Annotated in this window: 15 protein-coding genes; 13 read left to right on the top strand and 2 right to left on the bottom strand. The window is 71.6% G+C overall.

Features of this window, described 5'->3' with window-relative positions; genetic code table 11:
* Positions 1-18: 18 nt before the first annotated feature.
* From ACFWWR_RS31290 to ACFWWR_RS31275, 4 genes are all read left to right on the top strand, one after another.
* The gene (locus ACFWWR_RS31290; RefSeq protein ID WP_384306758.1) at positions 19-924 is read left to right on the top strand and encodes a hypothetical protein; all 906 of its coding nucleotides are present in this window, start codon (positions 19-21) and stop codon (positions 922-924) included.
* A complete protein-coding gene (locus ACFWWR_RS31285) occupies positions 921-1,145 on the top strand; it encodes a Trm112 family protein (protein ID WP_383868643.1) in 225 nt (74 codons plus the stop codon). Before ACFWWR_RS31290 ends, ACFWWR_RS31285 begins: the two co-directional genes overlap by 4 nt.
* On the top strand, positions 1,142-2,026 hold the full coding sequence (locus ACFWWR_RS31280) for an FkbM family methyltransferase (protein ID WP_384306729.1): 885 nt from the start codon (positions 1,142-1,144) through the stop codon (positions 2,024-2,026). The genes ACFWWR_RS31285 and ACFWWR_RS31280 overlap by 4 nt, the downstream gene beginning before the upstream one ends.
* Before the next feature lie 71 nt (positions 2,027-2,097).
* Positions 2,098-2,715 (top strand): hypothetical protein, encoded by a 618-nt coding sequence (locus tag ACFWWR_RS31275; RefSeq protein WP_384306726.1) that lies wholly within the window; start codon positions 2,098-2,100, stop codon positions 2,713-2,715.
* 130 nt (positions 2,716-2,845) lie between these two features.
* Here ACFWWR_RS31275 and ACFWWR_RS31270 read toward each other — a convergent pair whose 3' ends face one another.
* Entirely contained in the window at positions 2,846-3,715 is an 870-nt protein-coding gene (locus ACFWWR_RS31270) for a RimK family alpha-L-glutamate ligase (protein ID WP_383868632.1), read from the bottom strand.
* Between the two features lie 129 nt (positions 3,716-3,844).
* Between ACFWWR_RS31270 and ACFWWR_RS31265 the strand changes: the two genes are divergently transcribed.
* From ACFWWR_RS31265 to ACFWWR_RS31245, 5 genes are all read left to right on the top strand, one after another.
* Entirely contained in the window at positions 3,845-4,909 is a 1,065-nt protein-coding gene (locus tag ACFWWR_RS31265; protein WP_383868630.1) for a MerR family transcriptional regulator, read from the top strand.
* A 40-nt stretch (positions 4,910-4,949) separates the two neighbouring features.
* Positions 4,950-5,465 (top strand): ArsR/SmtB family transcription factor, encoded by a 516-nt coding sequence (locus tag ACFWWR_RS31260; RefSeq protein WP_383868627.1) that lies wholly within the window; start codon positions 4,950-4,952, stop codon positions 5,463-5,465.
* Between the two features lie 3 nt (positions 5,466-5,468).
* The gene (locus tag ACFWWR_RS31255) at positions 5,469-6,548 is read left to right on the top strand and encodes a serine hydrolase domain-containing protein (RefSeq protein ID WP_384306724.1); all 1,080 of its coding nucleotides are present in this window, start codon (positions 5,469-5,471) and stop codon (positions 6,546-6,548) included.
* A 95-nt stretch (positions 6,549-6,643) separates the two neighbouring features.
* Positions 6,644-7,873, top strand: a complete 1,230-nt coding sequence (locus ACFWWR_RS31250; protein ID WP_383868623.1) for a GTPase family protein — start codon at positions 6,644-6,646, stop codon at positions 7,871-7,873.
* Between the two features lie 6 nt (positions 7,874-7,879).
* Positions 7,880-12,193, top strand: coding sequence for a DUF4062 domain-containing protein (locus ACFWWR_RS31245; protein WP_384306721.1), 4,314 nt, complete (start codon positions 7,880-7,882; stop codon positions 12,191-12,193).
* 12 nt (positions 12,194-12,205) lie between these two features.
* Here ACFWWR_RS31245 and ACFWWR_RS31240 read toward each other — a convergent pair whose 3' ends face one another.
* Positions 12,206-12,913 (bottom strand): FadR/GntR family transcriptional regulator, encoded by a 708-nt coding sequence (locus tag ACFWWR_RS31240; protein WP_383868725.1) that lies wholly within the window; start codon positions 12,911-12,913, stop codon positions 12,206-12,208.
* Positions 12,914-13,133: 220 nt separating this feature from the next.
* On the opposite strand from ACFWWR_RS31240, the gene ACFWWR_RS31235 reads away from it, so the two are divergent.
* From ACFWWR_RS31235 to ACFWWR_RS31220, 4 genes are all read left to right on the top strand, one after another.
* Complete coding sequence (locus tag ACFWWR_RS31235; RefSeq protein ID WP_383868617.1) at positions 13,134-14,492, top strand: SLC13 family permease; 1,359 nt, start codon at positions 13,134-13,136, stop codon at positions 14,490-14,492.
* A 52-nt stretch (positions 14,493-14,544) separates the two neighbouring features.
* The gene (locus ACFWWR_RS31230; protein WP_383868614.1) at positions 14,545-15,990 is read left to right on the top strand and encodes an acyl-CoA synthetase; all 1,446 of its coding nucleotides are present in this window, start codon (positions 14,545-14,547) and stop codon (positions 15,988-15,990) included.
* Complete coding sequence (locus ACFWWR_RS31225) at positions 15,983-17,332, top strand: carboxyl transferase domain-containing protein (RefSeq protein WP_384306718.1); 1,350 nt, start codon at positions 15,983-15,985, stop codon at positions 17,330-17,332. Before ACFWWR_RS31230 ends, ACFWWR_RS31225 begins: the two co-directional genes overlap by 8 nt.
* A 275-nt stretch (positions 17,333-17,607) precedes the next feature.
* Positions 17,608-18,645 (top strand): rod shape-determining protein, encoded by a 1,038-nt coding sequence (locus ACFWWR_RS31220; RefSeq protein ID WP_383868610.1) that lies wholly within the window; start codon positions 17,608-17,610, stop codon positions 18,643-18,645.
* The last annotated feature ends 12 nt before the right edge of the window (positions 18,646-18,657 follow it).

The raw sequence follows: 18,657 nt of genomic DNA, 5'->3' as shown, positions 1-18,657 counted from the left end.
ACGGCGATGTGGTGGGGAGTGGCCGCGGCCCTGCTGGCGAACGTCCTCTACAGCACCGGATTCGTCCTGGAGAAACGGGCCCTGGCCGCCCTGCCCGAGGTCAGTTTCCGGCAGCCGGCCCGGCTGCTCGCCCTCGTGCTGCGCAGCCCCCTCTGGATCGGGGGGTCGCTCTCGCTCGCCGCCGGATTCGGCGCGCAGCTCGCCGTGTACCGGACGCTGCCGATCGCCGCCGCGCAGGGCATCTTCGTGTCCGGTCTGGTGCTGCTCGTGATGCTGTCCGCGCGGCTGCTCGGCGAGGAGACCACCGGCCGCGAACGGTACGCGCTGGGCGCGATCCTCGCCGCGCTCGTGATGGTCGTCCTGTCGCTGCGCGAGAGCTCCGACACGGTGAGCCAGGAGGCGCCCTACCCGCTGATCCTGCTGGTGTGCGTGCCGTCGCTGGCGGCGGGCGTGTGGCTGTACAACTCCGCCGAGCGCCGCACCCGGCACCGCCACCGCGCACCGACGACGGGCGTGGAGTACGGGGTGGCGGTGGGCCTGCTGTACGGCGTCAGCTCGCTCGCGATCAAGGGCATGTCGAGCTACCTCACGGCGGACGGTTTGGGCGGGGCCGTGCTCGACGTGCTCCGTTCCCCGTATCCGTATCTCCTGCTCTTCACCGGCGCGTTCGGTCTCGTCATGTCGCAGGCGGCGCTGCAACGCTGCCGCGCCTCGTTGATCGTTCCCGTGTGCACGACCGTGACCTGCCTGTACACGGCGGTGCTCGGCACGCTCTCGTTCGGCGAGGCGCTGCCGCACGACCCGATCAGACTCGCGCTGCGCCTCGCGGGCATCGTGCTCGCGGTCGCCGTACTTCTGAGCATGCCGAAGCACGACCAGGCGCCCCAACCCTCCCTCGGTGCCAAGGAGTTGACACCCCCGTGAAACCCGACGACCCCCTGCTGAAGATCCTCGCGTGCCCGCTCGACAAGGGGCCGCTGCACCTCGTCCCGCCGGACGGCCCGGAACAGACCGAGATCCTCTACAACCCGCGCCTGCAGCGGCGTTATCCGATCCTCGACGGCATCCCCCAACTGCTGCCGTCCTCCGGGGAGCAGGTCTCGGACGACGAGCATGACGGCCTACTGAAACGGATGACTCCATGACGGGCCCCGCGCGCACCTGGGCGGCCCGCGTGGCCCCCCACCTCCCCACCCGCCTGGTCGCCGCCGCCGCCAGAGCCGTCTACCCGCGGTTCGAACCGGAGTTGGCGCGGCTGCCCGACCTGTGCCCGGAGGACTGCGGTACGGCCGTGGACGTCGGCGGCTGGTACGGCCCCTGGACGCGGCGGCTGTCCGGACGGGCACGCCGGGTGGTGACCGTCGAGCCGGTCCCCCATCTGGCGCGGCTGCTGACCTCGGCGACCCCGGCGAACGTCCGGGTGATCCAGGCCGCCGCCGCGGACCGCCCGGGCACGGCCCGGCTGTGGCTGCCGCCGGACGACGCGGGCGACCGGGGCGTGTCGTCGCTGGTCCGCCGGGACATCCACGGCCGTGCGCTGGACGTCCCCTGCATCACCCTCGACGAGCTGGCCCTGCGCGACGTCGGCTTCATCAAGGTCGACGTGGACGGGAGCGAGCTGGCGGTGCTGCGCGGGGCGACGGGCCTGCTGGCGCGCGACCGGCCGGCCCTGTTCGTCGAGCTGGAGTCCCGGATCCAGCCGATCGCTCCGGTGGTGACGTATCTGTCCATGCTCGGCTACGACGGCTGGGTGCTGCCCCGCGACAACTGGGTGCCGCTGGCCGGCTTCCCCCTGGAGGCCCATCAGTCGGTGGCCTCGTACGTCGTCGCCCACGGCCTGCTGCGCCGCGTCCTGCCCTTCCGCAAGCGCCCGCGGTACGTGAACTCGGTGCTGTTCCTCCCGGACGGCCGGCGTCCGGGGGCCCGGCGCGCGGAGCCGGAGAGCGCGTCGGTGTCGAGGGCGCACGGGGGTCCCCCCGGTCGGGCGAAGCCGGGATCGGAGGAGCGCGGAGGCCCGAACGGCTGAGTACGGCCGCCCCCCCTCGGCACCGACCGAGGCGCCCGGAAGCGGAGCGCCGGGGAGTCGGGTGGGGGACGATGGTCCGCATGCCCTCCGGAAAGCCCCCGGCCAGCCCCTTCACCCGTCTCGACTTCCAGCTGGTGCTGCTGCGCCGCATGGCCGACCACAATCCCGACCTGGTGGAGCGCGCCCGGCACGAGCTGGGCGTCTCGATCGCGGACATGCGGGAGGCCAACCGGCGCTGGCAGGCGATGGTCCGCTCCCCGCGGTCCCGGTCCGCCGCCTCCCGCTACCGTTCGGTCCTCGGCGAACCCGAGTCGGTACTCACGCGCAGGATCGGCGACCTCGAGTGCGAGGCCCGCCTGTGGCCCCTCCCCCTCTGGCCCGACCTCCGCTTCGAGGTGCTCCTCGCCCCGAACGGCACCGTCTGGAACGAGTGGCTGATCCGCGCCCCCGGAGCCGAGGGGCCTTCGCTGCGGACCCTCGACGACCTCACCCCCTGGTCCTGCACGGTCGACGAGGCCGCCCGCGCCTTCGCCCCGGCCCGCCCCCTCCAGGGGACGGCGCCGACGCGCTGGGGGCTGGCCTTCACGGCCCCGGACCGTGACGGCGTGCGGTGGGAGTGCGCCGCCGAGTTCACGTGGGGGCTGCTGCAGCGGGTGGCGGTCGACGACCGGTCCGCCGACGGCGGTTAGGCCACGATGTTCCGTGTGGGGCGAGACGGCCGGGCGGGTCGGCGCCGGCGACTCCTTCGCCGCGGGCTGTCTGTCGGCGGCGCTCCTGGCAGACGGCGGCCCCGGGCACGCGGACGACATACCGACCTGATCAGCGAGCCGCCGCCAGGATCGCCGTGACCACCGCCCCCACCGAGTCCGGATGCAGGAACAGGAACAGGTTCGGCTCGACCAGCTCCAGCTCCATCACCCGCGGCTGCCCGTCGTCCCCGTCCACCAGGTCGACTCGGGCGTACAGCAGTTCCTCCGCGTCCGGTACGGCGGCCAGGGCCCGCTCGGCGACGGAGAGTTCGGCCGGGGTGGGGGTCCAGGGCTCCAGGCCCGGGTGGGCGACCTTGTCCGCGTCGAAGGCCGTGCCGGGAGCGAGGACGGCCCGCTTGCGGCTGGCGTGCAGGAGGCGGCCGCCGTAGAACTGCAGCGCCCGTTCGCCGGCCGCGTCGATGCTCCGCATGTACGGCTGCACCATCGCCGTGAGCCCCTCCCCGTGCATGCGCGCGAGGTGTCGTACGGCCGTCTCGTGCTGCTCGGGCGTGTAGCGCGCGGCGTAACGGGCGCCGGCGCCGGAGGTGGGCTTGACGACGTACTCGCGGTCGTCGGGCAGGTCGGCCGGGTCGCCGGGCGCGAGGTACCGGGTGGGGACGACGGGCACCCCCGCCGCCGTCAGATCCCCGAGGTACCGCTTGTCGGTGTTCCACCGCACCACCTGGGCCGGATTCGCGAGCCTCGTCGCCTTGCCGCACCGCTCCGCCCACGCCACGAACTCGGCCGCCCGCCAGCTGTAGTCCCACGTCGACCGGATCACGGCGAGGTCGTAGGCGGCCCAGTCCACCCCGGCGTCGTCCCAGAACACGGTGTCCGCCTCGGCCCCGGCCGCGCGCAGCCCCGCCAGCAGGACGGGCAGGTCGTCGTCCTTGCTGGTCTCCGGCCGGGGGTCATAGGTGACGAGGGCGACACGGGGCACGGCGGGCTCCTTCTCATACGGCTCGGGCCGGCAGGCTAACCGCCGCCCCCGCAACCGTGACAACCCATTTGACCTTCCCCTTCGGGGAAGCCCCAGCATCGGTGGTGAGGAACGGACGGGGGGACCCTCATGGAATGGCTGACGATCGGCGCCTTCTCGAAGGCGTGCCGGCTCTCGCCCAAGGCGCTGCGGCTGTACGACGAGCTGGAGTTGCTGCGCCCGGCGCGGGTGGACCCCGACACGGGATACCGGTACTACGCGGTCGCACAGCTGGAGCAGGCGCGGCTGGTGGCGTGGCTGCGGCGGCTCGGGATGCCGCTGGCCCGGATCCGTGAGGTGTGTGCCCTCGAACCTTCCGCCGCCGCCCGGGAGATCCGCGCCTACTGGGCGCGGGTCGAGGCGGAGACGGCCGTACGGCGGGATCTCGCCGCGTTCCTCGTGGACCAACTGACCACCACACCGAGGAAGGACACCACCATGCTGGAACTGCGTTACTTCGCCCACTCGGACCGGGGGCAGGTCCGCCCCGAGAACCAGGACACCGCGTACGCGGGCACCCGGCTGCTCGCGGTCGCGGACGGCTGCGGACCGGCGGGCGCGTACGCGAGCAGCGCCGCCGTCGAGGCGCTGAAGTTCCTGGACACGGAGGAGGTGCCGGCGGGCAACGTCCTCAACCTGCTGGAGGACGCGGTGCGGGGCGCGACGGAGGCGGTCCAGGACATCGCCCGGGGCGCTGACGGCATCGGCACCACCCTGACCGCCCTGCTGTGGACGGGTTCCCGTCTCGCCCTGGTCCACATCGGCGACTCGCGCGCGTATCTGCTCCGCGACGGCGGCCTCTTCCGCATCACCCACGACCACACGGTGGTCCAGGCGCTGATCGACGAGGGCCGCCTCACGCCCGAGGAGGCCACGGCCCATCCCCAGCGCTCCCTGCTCCTGAAGGCCCTCCCGTCCGCCGCCCCCGCGACGCCGGACCTCCGCCTCCACGACGCCCACCCCGGCGACCGGTACCTCCTGTGCTCCGACGGCCTCTCCACCGTCGTCCCCGACGACCGTATCCGCACCCTCCTCACCTCCACCCCGGCCCCCGACGGGGCCGTACGCGCCCTGATCGCCGAGGCGAACGCGGCCGGCGGCCCGGACAACGTGAGCTGTGTGGTGGCGGACGTGGTGGAGGGGGTGGCGGCCTGAGGGGTTGCTCCGTTATTCCGGAATAACGTAACGTCGGGGCATGGCATACGACTCCCTGCAGGAGCGAGTCGCCGCGCTCGAAGAACGGGTGGCGCGGCTGGAGTTGACACCGCGGGCGCCCCGGAGCGAGGTGTTCTGGGCGCTCGAGGGGCTGCGCGAACGACTCACCGGGGACGGTGAGGTCCTCTTCACCGGCGCCGTGGACCTGCCCACAGGCGAGCACTACGAATGGCAGCAGGGCGCGGCGGCGGCGGGACTGCTCGAAGCGAACTGGGCGGACCACGCCGCGCCGTACGCCGCCCTGGGGCACCCGGTGCGGCTCACCCTGCTGCGCGCGGTACTCCGTGGAACCCGTTCCGCGGCCGAGTTGCAGGAGACGGCCGGGCTGAACACGACCGGGCAGCTCTACCACCACCTCAAGCAGCTCACCGCCACCGGCTGGCTCCAGGCCGAGGGGCGTGGCCACTACCAGGTGCCCGCGGGCAGAGTGGTCCCGCTGCTCGTGATGTTGTCCGCAGTGGTGCCGGCACCGAACCCGACGACGACGCAGGAGTAGTTCATGAACCGACGGAATTTACTGGGCGCGGTGACGGCCTCGGCCGGAATATCGCTGTTACCCGGACACGCCACAGCGGCCGGGAGCGACCTGGCCGCGCGGGTGCGGCCCTACCTGGACCGTGCGCTGGCCGCCGGCAGCCCGAGCGTCGTCTGCGGAGTCATCCGCGGCGCACACAGACACGTGGCGGGCGCGTCCCAGGCCGGCAGGGCACCGGACGGCAGGACGGTCTTCCAGCTCGGCTCGATCGGCAAGACCCTCACCGCCACGGCTCTCGCGCGCGCCGTGAGCAGGGGGAGGGTCAGCCTCGACACACCGCTGGCGCTGCCCCCGGGCTTCCCGGTCCCCCGCAAGGGCCCTCGGCGGATCACCCTGGCCGACCTGGCGACCCACACCTCCGGCCTGCCCTCCCTGCCGCCCAACCTCCTCGCGGAGGCGGACCCGTACGACCCCTACGCGCACTACACACTGGACGACCTGGCCGCCGGCCTGGCCGAGACATCCCTGATCACCGAGCCGGGCAGCACCTATCACTATGCGAACCTCGGGTTCGGACTGCTCGCCCAGGCTTTGGCCTTCGACGACGTGGACGCGATGCTGTGGCGCGACGTGGCGGCCCCGCTGCGCCTGCGCGACACGACGACGACCCTGCGACCGGACATGGCCTCACGCAAGGTCACCGGTCATCTCGCCGGGGACGCCGTCCCCGACTGGCACGACCACGTCCTCACCGGCGCGGGCACGTCCGTCTACAGCACCGCCGACGACATGCTCCGCTTCCTCGGCGCACAACTGCGCCCGGACCGCTCACCGCTCAGCGACGCGATCGAACTGACCCAACGCCCCCGCTTCACCGTCGACCAGACCCTGCGCCTCGGCCTCGGCTGGCATCTCAGTACGCTCCCCGACGGCCGCACCATGACCTGGCACAACGGCGGCACCGGCGGATTCAGCACCTGCGCGGCGTTCGACAGGCGGAGCGGGACGGCGGTGGTGATGCTGGTGAACACCTACAGCGAGGAGTCCACCGACAGCCCCCGCCCGGTGGACGAACTGACCTTCGGGCTACTGGAAGCGTTGTAGGGGCGCGCGGAAAACAAAACAAGCCCCCCCTGGTGCCGGTGACAGGCAGTGGGAGAGCCCGTATCTTCGACTGCGGATACCGACGTGGGGGGGCCATGTCCACAGAGTGGAATTTCGAGGAGTTTTCCCGAAGCATTCTGAAGATGTACCGCGAGGAACTCAGGGAGCGCGGGGGAAGTTTCAATCTCGCCGTGTTCGGCGATGCCGGCGCCGGAAAGAGTACGCTCGTCAACACAGTATTCGGAACCGAGCGCGCCGGAACGGGCATCGGCAACCGGCAGACCGTCCGGTTGCAGTTCTACCGGGAACCCGACGACGGACCGATCGGCATCTGGGACACTCCGGGTTTCGAAATCGGCGCCGGGACGGTCCCGACCCTGATCGCCGCGGTCGAGAGAACCCTGGAAAAAGCGAAACAGGGCGATGGCACCGAGTCCATACACGCGGTGTGGTTCGTCACCAGATCCGCTACGACGCGATTCCTCGATGCCCATGCGGAGCTGATCCGGTCCCTGCACGGTCTCGGGCTTCCCGTGTTCTCCGTCCTGACCTGCGTGGACCGGCTCGACGACCGTGTCGACCCGAAAGCCCTCTCGCTGGCGGAATCCATCACAGCCAGGCAACTCCCCCTGGCCGGCGGGAAGGTCTTCCTGGTCAACTCGGTCGAGACCGTCCCACTGGCCGGCCCCACCTACCCGGTGCACGGAGTCAGGGAACTCCTTGATGCCACCGTGCAAGAGATCCCTGAATCCGTGCGGATGGCGGCCATGGTCGCTCAGCGCCTCGACTTCACCGTTCAGCGTGCGCGGTCGAAAAACATCATCAGGCTGGCGATCGCCGGCGCCCTGCCGGCCCATTCGGCTCCTCCGGTCCTCGACATGGCGTCGTTGCTCGCCGTCCACGGAGGCATGATGTCGGGGATCAGCGTGGCCTACGGTGTGCCGGTGGACGTGAAGGCACTCACTCACCTGCTGTGGAAGATCCTGGTCGGTGGCGTCGCCGTAAAAGAAGGCGCCGGCTGGCTGGCCCGCGAGTTGACCAAACGAGCCACTGAGGAAGCCGGGAAAAAGGCCGCGGTCAAAGGCCTCATCAAATTCGTACCGGGACTCAACTTTGTGGTCGGCGCCGTGAGCACAGTTGTCGGAGCACCGGCGATGTACACCGTCGGCCGCGCTTGGATGGATGTCTGCGAGTACCTTCGAAACCACCCTGAGGAAATTCAAAGCGGGGGCGAGACCCGGTACCTCGATCTCTTTCTCAAGTGTTATCAGGAAAGGTTGCGGGACAGCGGACCGAGCTGGTTGTCGACACTGCTGCGGAGGTGACGGAGCATGAGTCGGTTCCCCAGGCAGACGCGACCGCTGTTCGTGTCCAGTACCTTCGAGGACTTCCATGCCGAGCGGGATCTGCTGACGAGCATCGTCTTTCCCGAGATGGCGGAGCGCCTCAGCCCTCGGCGGTACGGGTTCGAGCCGATCGACCTTCGTCTGGGAGTGGACACCACAATTCACGCCGATGAGGCGGCCAAGTCGCGTCTGGTCGTACAGGTCTGCCTGGCGGAAGTCGCCCGCAGCAGGCCCTTCGTGCTGGGCATGATCGGAGACCGCTACGGCTGGATGGTCCCGGACGACCTGGCACGGACGACCGCCGAGGAGTCCGGGTACGAGGGGCCGACGGCCGGCCGGAGCATGACGGATCTGGAGCTTCATTTCGGGCTTCTCCAGGGGCGCACCGACACGCACCTGTCCGGAGCACGCGTGTACGTACGCGACCTGGACCTCAGCGGCGCGCCCCCTGAGGTCCGGAAGCGTTTCACGGACGCGGGAGACGCCGCCCGACGCCTGCACGAGCTGAAGCGTGAGCTGCGGGAGTTGCTGGGTCCGGAACGCTTCCGGGAGTACCGGGCGGTATGGGACGCACAGCGGAACCGTGTGGTGGGACTGGCCGATTTCCGAGCCATGGTGACAGAGGACCTGTGGGCCGACCTCGACGCCGCGACCTCGGACTTCCGCGCCACGAACATGGGCTGGCAGGCCCGGGAACGGGCAGTGCTCGACGAGTTCTTTCACTCCTCCGCAGCGGACTTCGTCGGTCGCACGACCCTGCTGCACGAGTTGAAGACATTCGCGACGGGGTCACGGACAGCGGGATCGCGGGCACCGGGATCGGGGACAGCGCGGATCTGCGCGGTGACCGGTGTTCCGGGGTCCGGCAAGAGCAGCCTCGCCGCGGAACTGGTCCGGCAGCTGCGCGAATCCGACGACCTGCTGGTACTCGATCACGCCGCCGGCATCGGTGGCGAAGCCGGCTCCGTGGACACCATGCTGCGGCGTTGGCTGATGGAGCTGCCGAGCGACTCGCGTCCGGCAGCGGTGGACCAGCTCACAGGAGCAGACCTCGAGCGCGCGTTCGCCCATGCGCTCACCCGCGTCGCCGCACAGCGGCCGGTCGCCCTCGTCGTCGACGCGGTCGACGAGTTCGAGCGATCGGTGCGCGCCCACCGGATGACCTGGCTCCCGAAGATCTGGCCCGAGGCAGCGAGGCTGATCTTCACCGCCAACGACGGCGACGATGTGGAAGCCGTGAGCCGGCGCACCGGGGCCCTGCGCCTGGAGGTCGGGCCGTTGGAGCCCTATGCGGCCGGCCGCCTCGTCGACGCGATCTACCGCCGGTATCGGCGTGCCGTCAATCGCGGCGTCAAGCAGGCGATTCTCGCGAAGCGGACGGCGGACGGTGCGGCGGCACACGGCTCACCGGTCTGGCTGGAGCTGGTCTGCCAGGAGATGAACCTGCTCAGTGCCGAGCACTTCGCGCGCTCGACCACGTTCCCGGGCCCCGCCGACGAGCGCCTCACCGCCCTGCAGCTCGCCCTGGTGGAAGAGCTGCCGGCCACCCCGCGGGGGATGTACCTGCGCATGATGCGGCGCGCCGAAAAGGTCGCGGAGCTGGCCATTTCGGCGGGCACGGGATCCGACGGGCAGCAGGGACCGGCGTGGGTCAAGGGCCTGATGGAGATGCTGGCCCTGGGCAGGCAGGGCTGGCGGGAGAGCGACTTCCGCGCGGTCATGGGCGACCTCACCGGCGTCCGATGGACCGACCTGCTCTTCTCCAGCGTCCGGCGGGTGTTCCGTGATCATCTGGTGCAGCGCGGTGCCGCAGGGCAATGGGACTTCTCGCACAGCGCGTTCCGTACCGCGGCTCTCGACGCCTACACACTCCCCCCGTCCGGCCGACGAGACCTGCACGAGCGCCTCGCCGCACATCTGACGGACCTGGATCCGGACGATGCCCACCGCCGACGTGAACTCATGCACCATCTCGTGGGCGCCGACGACAGACTGGGAGCAGCGCGGCTCTACGCGCGTGCGGAACCGGCCTCCGACCTGGCCCGCTGGGCGACGGACTCCTTGGCCGCCCGGTTCCACTCCGGGCCGGAGGGCAAGCCGTGGGTGGCAGGCCTGCTCGCCCAGGACGGACTCGGTTTCGCCGAGCGCCTGCAGCTCGGCCACATGATGCTGCGGTACCTGGACGACCGGCTGACGGGCGACGGAGCCGGCACGGACGAGCGCCGTTCGCTTCTCGAGGTGATCCGTGACAGTACCGCCACCGCCGTGGCGTCGGCGGCTTCACCGACGGCCCGGAAACTGGCGGAGCGTCAGCACGCGGTGGTCCTGCTGCGGTTGGCGGACCTGGCCATGGACATCGGAGACCGGGCCTCGGCGAGGCAGTCGTACAAGTACCTCGTCGACAACAACCACCGGGCCGCGCGCGACTCGGAGGCGTTGCCTCTCGCGGAGGTCGACTTCGCCATCGCGCTCGAACGGCTCGGCAGCATGGACCTGCTCGAAGGCCACCCGAGTGAGGCGAAGCGGCACTACGGCGAATGTGCCCACACGCTGGAGCGGTTGATCGCCGAGGGCCCGACCGACATCGGTGATATGTGCATGACGTACTGCACGGCCCTCGAAGGTCTCGCCGAACTGTGCCGGCAGGAGGGCGACGCCCCGACGGCCGCGGCCCACTACGCGCGCATGGCGGCTCTGGAACCACACCTCCGGGGCAGCCCGCACCTGGCCGAATTCCGTATCCGCACACACGTCAACTCCGCGCGCCTGGCCGAAACCACCGACCGTCTCGCCGATGCCGCTCGCCATTACGCGGAGGCCGAGGACCTCGCGCGCCGCGCGGTCGAAGAAGCGCCGGAGAACGTCGAGTCACACAGGCGATGGCTGCACATCCAGTCCGCTCTGGGGGACATCGAGCTCGCACGACGTCGTTCGGCACAGGCCATGCACTGGTACCTCCAGTCGCTCGAGGGCTGCCGGAAGCTGGCGGCGGCCCTGCCCGACGACCTACCGACGCAGCAGCAACTGGCCGCGGCTCTCGCTCGATACGGCGACGCGCTGATGCAGGGCAGGACACCCCAGGACGCACACGCGGTCTTCCACGAATCACTCGCGATGCGGTCCCGCATCAGCGCGCTCGTCCCCGACGACGTCTGGGCACGGCGGGACGTCGGTCTGGCGTACGAACGCGTCGCATCGCTCCCGGACGTCTCACCCGAGGAAGCGATCGAGCATCTCGACAAGGCGGTCGGAATCTACCGACAGCTGTGGGCCGTTCGGCCTGAAGGCGAGGAAGAGCCCCGGACCCTGGCGATCGCCCTCTTCGCCCTGGCAGGTCAGACGATGCGCATCCCGTCACAGCGACTGGAGGGACTCCGGCTCCTGGGCGAGGCGCACTCCATACTGAGCGACCTCCGGGCGCGAGGCATCACCCTGCACCCCGAGGGGAAGCGTGTCCTGGCTCTGCTGGACACGCAGTTCGGCGGCTCGGGCCGCTGGACCCACTCGGTCCGGCCGAACGACGAGGCCGCCTATGCCGAGCTCAACGCGCGGGCTCTCATGGGTGAGCGAGCTCTCGGCATCGGTGACTTCGCCACCGCCGAAGGGGAGTTCGGCAGGGCGCTGGAACTGGCGCGGAGCATCGACCATCCCCCCAGCATCGCGCGCGCGATGGGCAGCCTGGGCAAGGTCGCTCTCGCCAGCGGGAACGCGCGGGAAGCCTCACGACTGCTGCGCTCCGCCGCCGACTACGCCCACGCCCACGGCCTTTCCGCCGAGGAAAGCGTCACGCTGTCCCTCCTGGCACGCCTCCATCATCAGATGGGAGACCCCGAGCTCGGTCTGCGCACCACTCTCCAGCGCGTCGAGCTGGCGCGGCGGACCGGCAACGCGCCAGGTCTCGGCTCGGCACTCGGTACCGCCGCCGAGTACCACATCGACGCGCGACAGTTCGACGAGGCGCTGCCGCTGTTGCGGGAAGCGGTCGAGGTACTCGGTGAGTACCGCATCGACGACCAGCTCGCCAGCGCCTACATGTACCTCGGCTGGGCGCTCCAGGAACTCGGTCGCACGGAGGAGGCGGCCGACGCGTATCTCCGGCACATCGACCTCAGCGAGACGCCCGACCTCGTCCCACAGGTCAACGTGGGACCCATGCTCGCCGAGGCGGGACGCCTGGACGAGGCCATCGAACAGGGCCACCGCGCAGTCGCCCGCATGGAGTCCGAGGGCGTCGGTCCGGTCGAGGTACTCCGCCGGTTCATCGCCGACTGGGAGACACGACGAGACGCCGGAACCTGACCGCCCCAGGTCCTACCGCTCCTCCTCCGGCTCCCAGTCCAGCAGCCGTACCTTCGCGACCGTACGGACATGGCGGCGCATCGCGGCGGCCGCCTGCTTCGGCTGCCCCTCGGCGACGGCGTCGAGGATGGCCTGGTGCTGTGCCAGGGAGCGGTGGGGCCGGTGGGGCTGGCGGAGGGACTCGGTGCGGCTCTCGGCGATCTGGTCGGCGATGGAGCGCATGAACTCGGCGAGGAGGCTGCTGTGGGCGGCCGCGGTGACCGCCGCGTGGAACAGGCGGTCGCCCTCGATCCCATGACCGCCCGCCTCGATCTCCCCGGCCATGTGGGCGAGCGCGGACCGCATCGCCGTGAGGTCGTCCTCGGTGCGGCGCTCGGCGGCCAGTTCGGCGAGCTTCGTCTCCAAGGCCTCGCGCGCCTCCAGGACGTCCGGGAGGCGCCGGCGACGCTCGACCATCCTCTCCACGGGCTCGACGTCCAGGCTGTCGCGGACCAGGTACGTCCCGCCCCCGTGCCGCGCCTCCACCAGGCCCTGCACCTCCAGGACCACGATCGCCTGCTTGACCGAGGCCCGGCTGACCCCCAGCCGCTGGGCCAGGTCGCGTTCGGGCGGGAGGCGGTCGCCGGCCTTGAGGCCGCCCTCGGTGACGTACTGGCGCAGCCGGTCGAGCACCTGCTCGTACAGGCGCTGTTTCGTCATGGGGCGCAGGGCGCCGGTCACGGGCTCGGTCATGGGGTCCCCCTCTCGTCGGGAGCGTAACACCGGGCCTCCCGGTGGCCGAGTGGCTGAGCCAATTTGTGCGCGACCCCTTGACGGCGACCCCATGCGCGCCCACGCTAACCAGCCAACCGACCCGTAAGTGGCTCAGCCACTCGACCACTCTCTCGACGCACCCGAAGTACCCCCGCAACCGCTCCGGGACCCAAAGACGGGAGCCCGTATGTCCCCCGAACTCATCTCGATCCTCGTCCTCGTCGTGGTGTTCGTCATCGCCACCACCCGTTCCGTCAACATGGGCGCGCTCGCCTTCGCCGCCGCCTTCGCGGTCGGCGAGCTCGTCGCCGACCTCGACGCGGACGGCATCTTCGCCGGCTTCCCCGGCGACCTGTTCGTCGTGCTCGTCGGCGTCACGTACCTCTTCGCCATCGCGCGGGCCAACGGCACCACCGACTGGCTGGTCCACGCGTCCATCCGGCTCGTCCGCGGACGTGTCGCGCTGATCCCCTGGGTGATGTTCTTCCTCACCGGCGCGCTCACCGCGATCGGCGCGGTCAGCCCGGCCGCGGTCGCGATCGTCGCGCCGATCGCGCTGAGCTTCGCCGCCCGCTACGGGATCAGTCCGCTGCTGATGGGCGCGATGGTGGTGCACGGCGCCCAGGGCGGCGGCTTCTCGCCGATCAGCATCTACGGCACGATCGTCAACGGCATCGTCGAGCGCGAGAAGCTGCCGGGCAACGAGATCGCCCTCTTCCTCGCCTCGCTGATCGCCAACCTGATCATCGCGGCGGTCGTCTTCGTCCTGTTCGGCGGGCTCAAGCTGTGGGCGCGGGGAGCGGTCGCGCCGGACGCGGGCTCCGGTGAGGGCGACGTGCCGCAGGGCGGCAGCGGTGCCCGTACCTCCACCGACACCGGCGACGGCACCAGCCCCTCCGGCACTGCCACCCTCGTCGAGGCGCACCCCGGCACCCCCGACACCACCCGCCTGAATCCCGCCCGGATCGCCACCCTCACCGCGCTGGTCGCCCTCGTCGTCGCCGTGCTCGCCTTCGACCTCGACGCCGGTCTGACCGCGATCACCCTCGCCGTCCTGCTGAGCGCCGCCTGGCCGGAGGACAGCCGCACGGCGGTCGGGCAGATCGCCTGGTCGACGGTGCTGCTGATCTGCGGTGTTCTGACGTACGTCGGTGTCCTGGACGAGATGGGCACCATCACCTGGGCCGGCGAGGGCGTCAGCGGCATCGGCGTCCCGCTGCTGGCGGCCGTTCTGCTCTGCTACATCGGCGCCATCGTGTCCGCGTTCGCCTCCTCCGTGGGGATCATGGGCGCGCTGATCCCGCTCGCCGTGCCGTTCCTCGCGCAGGGCGAGATCGGGGCGGTCGGCATGGTGGCGGCGCTCGCGGTGTCGGCGACAGTGGTGGACGTGAGCCCGTTCTCGACGAACGGCGCGCTGGTGCTGGCCGCGGCGCCGGACGTGGACCGCGAGCGCTTCTTCAGGCAGTTGATGATCTACGGAGGGATCGTGGTGGCGGTGGTACCCGCGGTGGCGTGGCTGGTGATGGTCGTGCCGGGCTGGGGGTAGGACCGACAGACGGCGACAGGCAGTGACAGTGAACAGTTAAGGAGTACGACGCGTGTCCTCTCTCTTCCCGGCCCTGACCGGCAGCCGGACCGACCGGCCCGCCCTGCGGTTCGGCGACCGGTCCCTGACCTACGGCGAGCTCGGCGCCGCCTCCGGTGCCCTCGCTGCACGGATCGGCGGGGCGGGCCGGGTGGCCGTCTGGGCGACCCCGGCGCTGGAGACCGCCGTCGCGGTGGTGGCAGCGCTGGAGGCCGGCGTCGCCGCCGTGCCGCTCAACCCGAAGTCCGGGGAGAAGGAACTCGGGCACATCCTGGCCGACAGCGCCCCCTCGGTGGTGCTGGCCGCTCCGGGAGACGAACTCCCGCCCCCGCTGGCGGACCTGGAGCGCATCGACGTCAGCGTGCGGGCGGACGGGCCCGCTCCCGAGAGCCGGGCGTCCGAGGACGACCCCGCCCTGGTCGTCTACACCTCCGGCACCACCGGCCCGCCCAAGGGTGCCGTCATCCCCCGCCGGGCGATCGCCGCCACCCTGGACGCGCTCGCCGACGCCTGGCAGTGGACCGGCGACGACGTGCTCGTGCACGGGCTGCCCCTGTTCCACGTCCACGGCCTGGTTCTGGGTGTCCTCGGCCCGCTGCGGCGCGGCGGATCGGTCCGCCACCTGGGCCGGTTCGGCACCGAGGGCGTGACGCGCGAGCTGAACGCCGGCGCGACCATGCTGTTCGGCGTCCCGACCATGTACCACCGCATCGCGGAGGCGCTCCCCGAGGACCCCGCGCTGGCCGAGGCACTGGGCCGGGCGCGGCTGCTCGTCTCCGGCTCCGCCGCGCTGCCGGTCCACGACCACGAGCGGATCACGGCCGTGACGGGGCAGCGCGTCATCGAGCGGTACGGCATGACGGAGACGCTGATGAACACTAGCGTCCGGGCGGACGGCGAGCCGCGCGCGGGCACGGTCGGCGTACCGCTGCCGGGAGTCGAGCTGCGGCTCGTGGAGGAGGACGGGGCGCCGATCACGTCGTACGACGGCGAGAGCGTCGGCGAGATCCAGGTGCGCGGCCCGAACCTGTTCACCGAGTACCTCAACCGGCCGGACGCCACGGCCGCCGCGTTCACCGCCGACGGCTGGTTCCGCACCGGGGACATGGCCGTGCGCGACCCCGACGGCTACGTCCGCATCGTCGGCCGCAAGGCCACCGACCTGATCAAGAGCGGCGGTTACAAGATCGGGGCTGGTGAGATCGAGAACGCGCTGCTGGAGCATCCCGGAGTACGGGAGGCCGCGGTCACCGGCGAGCCGGACGCCGACCTGGGCGAGCGGATCGTGGCGTGGATCGTGCCGACGGACCCCACGTCCCCCCCGGCGGACGTCGAGTTGGCGGACCACGTGGCGAGCCGCCTCGCCCCGCACAAGCGCCCCCGGGTGATCCACCACCTTTCCTCCCTCCCCCGCAACGACATGGGGAAGATCATGAAGCGGGCGCTGACCCGTGACTGACCGCCGGACCGCACGCGAGATCCTCGCCGCCGTCACCGACGACTTCACCGAACTCCCGCACCCCGAGCGGGCCGCCCAGCCCGACGGCCCGCTCGCCTGGCAGGGCTACGACGCCTCGCGCGCCCGCGCCGCCGAACGCACCGGCGAGCAGGAGTCCGTCGTCTGCGGAACCGCGCAGGTGGAGGGCGTCCGGGCGGTGCTGATCGCGTTCGAGTTCGGTTTCCTGGGCGGCTCGCTCGGCGAGCGCACCGGCGACCGGCTGGAAGCGGCGTACACGTACGCCCGCGACCACCGGCTGCCGGTGGTGCCGTTGACGGCGACCGGCGGCAGCCGCATGCAGGAGGGCATGCTCGCCCTCTCCCAACTCCAGCGCGTGGCCCGCCAGTCGGTGCTCACCAGGGAGGCGGGGCTGCCGCAGATCGCGGTCCTGCGGGACCCGACCACCGGCGGCGGCTGGGCCACCCTGGGCGCGGGCGCCGACGTGGTCCTCGCGCTGCCGGGCGCGCAGGTCGGCTTCGCGGGCTCCCGGGTCCGGCCGCCGGACGCGGACCCGGCGGCGTACACCGCCGAGGCGCAGGTGGCGGCGGGCGCGGCCGACGCGGTCGTACACCCGGAGGACCTGCGCCACACGCTGGGCCGCTGGCTGGGGCTGCTGACGGGTCGGTCGACCGCACCCGCCCCGGTCCCGCCACCCCTCGGCACGACGGACCTCCCGGCCACGGGCTGGGCCGCGGTCCAGCGCGCCCGTTCCCCCCGACGCCCGCGCGCCGAGCGCTACTTGGACACCTACTTCACCCATCGGGTGGCGATCAACGGCGACCGCTGCGGCGGCACCGACCCCGACGGCATGCTGTGCGGCTTCGGCGAGCACGAGGGCCGTACGGTCGCCTACGCCGCCCAGACCGGCACGGCGACCCGCCCCGCCGGCTACCGCACCGCCGCCCGCCTGATCCGCCTGGCGGACCGGCTCGGCATCCCGGTGCTCACCCTGGTGGACACTCCCGGCGCGGCCAACGACGCCGAGGCCGAGCGGCAGGGCGCGGGCGCCGCGATCGCGGACCTGTTCGGCGCGGTGGCCGCCGCCCGCACCCCGGTCACCACGCTGCTGATCGGCGAGGGCGGCTCGGGCGGCGCACTGGCCCTGGCGGCCCCCGGCAACACCTGGGCCACGCCGGACAGTTACTTCTCGGTCATCGCACCCGAGCCGGCCGCGCAGATCCTGAAGCGAACGCCGGCGGAGGTAGAGGCGACGGCGGACCAACTCCGAATTCGGCCACAGGACTTGGCCGAGCTGGGCCTGATCCGGCATGCGCCACACGACAACATCGAGCACCGTCCGTAACAGCAGATGCCCAGTGCCGCGAGAGCAGTGCAAGAACGTACGCCGGAACGGCGGGGGCACCATGGATTGCTCATCGACATCCTCTCCCTCCCGGGAGCGGTCCGGCTCGAGGCGTTCCGCTTCCCCTGCCACAAACCCCTTCCTCTGCCACAAACCCCCGTTCAGCGGCCCCCCACCCGGCCCACCACAAGGCGCGCCCCCTCCCGCACCGCCGCACGATGCCTAGGAGGCCACCACCCGGCGGCCCACGGTCTGTGCTCTCGGGAGGACCTGCCATGACCGCCAGTCTGGAGCAGCTGCGCCGCTGTCACTTCGCGGTCGACCTGGGTGCGGCGAGGACGCGGGTGTACGTGAAGGGGGCCGGGCTGGTCGTCGACCAGCCGTCCGCCGCCGCCGTGAACACCCGTACCGGCGCGCTGATCGCGGTCGGTGAGTTGGCGGAGAAGATGACGGGCCGTACGCCCGACTACATCCGTGTCGTCAGGCCCGTCTCCGGCGGCACGGTCGTCGACATCGAGATGGCTCAGCGCATGTTGCGGCACCTGCTCGGCGACAAGATCCGCCGCGCCCTGCGCCGCAAGCCCCGGCTGCGGGCCGCCGCCTGCACCCCGCACGACGCCGACCCGCTGGCCCAGCGCGCCGCGATCGAGACGCTCGTCGGGCTCGGCGCCCGCCGCGTGGAGCTGGTCGACACGCTGATCGCCGCCGCGGTCGGCTGCGGACTGCCCGTCGAGCGGCCCGAGGCGACCATGATCATGGTGTGCGGGGCCGCGGCGACCCAGGTGGCCGTCCTCTCCCTCGGCTCGATCGTCACCGCCGAACGCATCCCGGTGGGCGGCGAGGCCGTCGACCACGCGATCGTGCAGCACCTGCGCCACGAGCACGAGCTGATGCTGCCCAGCCAGTCGGTACGGCCGCTGCAACTCGCTCTTTCCGGCAACGGCCTCACCCCGCACGGCCCGGCCCGCACCGAGATCCACGGACGGGACGTGGCCACCGGCCTCGCCCGTTCCGTCCAGGTCGACACCGCCGCCGTACGCGACGCGATCGAGACCCCGCTGACCGCCGTGCTCGACGGCATCGGCCGGGTACTGCGCAACTGCCCGCCCGACCTGGTGGCCGACCTCGCCGACCGCGGGATCATGATGGTCGGCGGAAGCGCCCTGCTGCCCGGCTTCGACCAGATGCTGCGGCACGCGACGGGCATGCCGGTACACATCGCCGAACGGCCGGACGTGTGCGCCGCCCAGGGCCTCGGCTACATGCTGGAAGGCAAGATCGAACCCCTGGCCCTGGACCCGCTGGCCCCCTGATCCGGCGCACCG

Origin of the sequence: Streptomyces sp. NPDC058678 (assembly GCF_042714835.1) — a bacterium.
In the GTDB taxonomy this organism is placed as follows: Bacteria; Actinomycetota; Actinomycetes; order Streptomycetales; family Streptomycetaceae; genus Streptomyces.
The sequence above is the reverse complement of the archived record's forward strand: the minus strand, read 5'-3'. Positions and strand labels throughout refer to the sequence as shown.

Bases quoted from the DNA above. Each gene is read 5' to 3' on its own strand.
- ACFWWR_RS31280 (WP_384306729.1), top strand. From the start codon at position 1,142: ATGACGGGCCCCGCGCGCACCTGGGCGGCCCGCGTGGCCCCCCACCTC.
- ACFWWR_RS31275 (WP_384306726.1), top strand. From the start codon at position 2,098: ATGGTCCGCATGCCCTCCGGAAAGCCCCCGGCCAGCCCCTTCACCCGT.
- ACFWWR_RS31265 (WP_383868630.1), top strand. From the start codon at position 3,845: ATGGAATGGCTGACGATCGGCGCCTTCTCGAAGGCGTGCCGGCTCTCG.
- ACFWWR_RS31260 (WP_383868627.1), top strand. From the start codon at position 4,950: ATGGCATACGACTCCCTGCAGGAGCGAGTCGCCGCGCTCGAAGAACGG.
- ACFWWR_RS31255 (WP_384306724.1), top strand. From the start codon at position 5,469: ATGAACCGACGGAATTTACTGGGCGCGGTGACGGCCTCGGCCGGAATA.
- ACFWWR_RS31250 (WP_383868623.1), top strand. From the start codon at position 6,644: ATGTCCACAGAGTGGAATTTCGAGGAGTTTTCCCGAAGCATTCTGAAG.
- ACFWWR_RS31245 (WP_384306721.1), top strand. From the start codon at position 7,880: ATGAGTCGGTTCCCCAGGCAGACGCGACCGCTGTTCGTGTCCAGTACC.
- ACFWWR_RS31235 (WP_383868617.1), top strand. From the start codon at position 13,134: ATGTCCCCCGAACTCATCTCGATCCTCGTCCTCGTCGTGGTGTTCGTC.
- ACFWWR_RS31220 (WP_383868610.1), top strand. From the start codon at position 17,608: ATGACCGCCAGTCTGGAGCAGCTGCGCCGCTGTCACTTCGCGGTCGAC.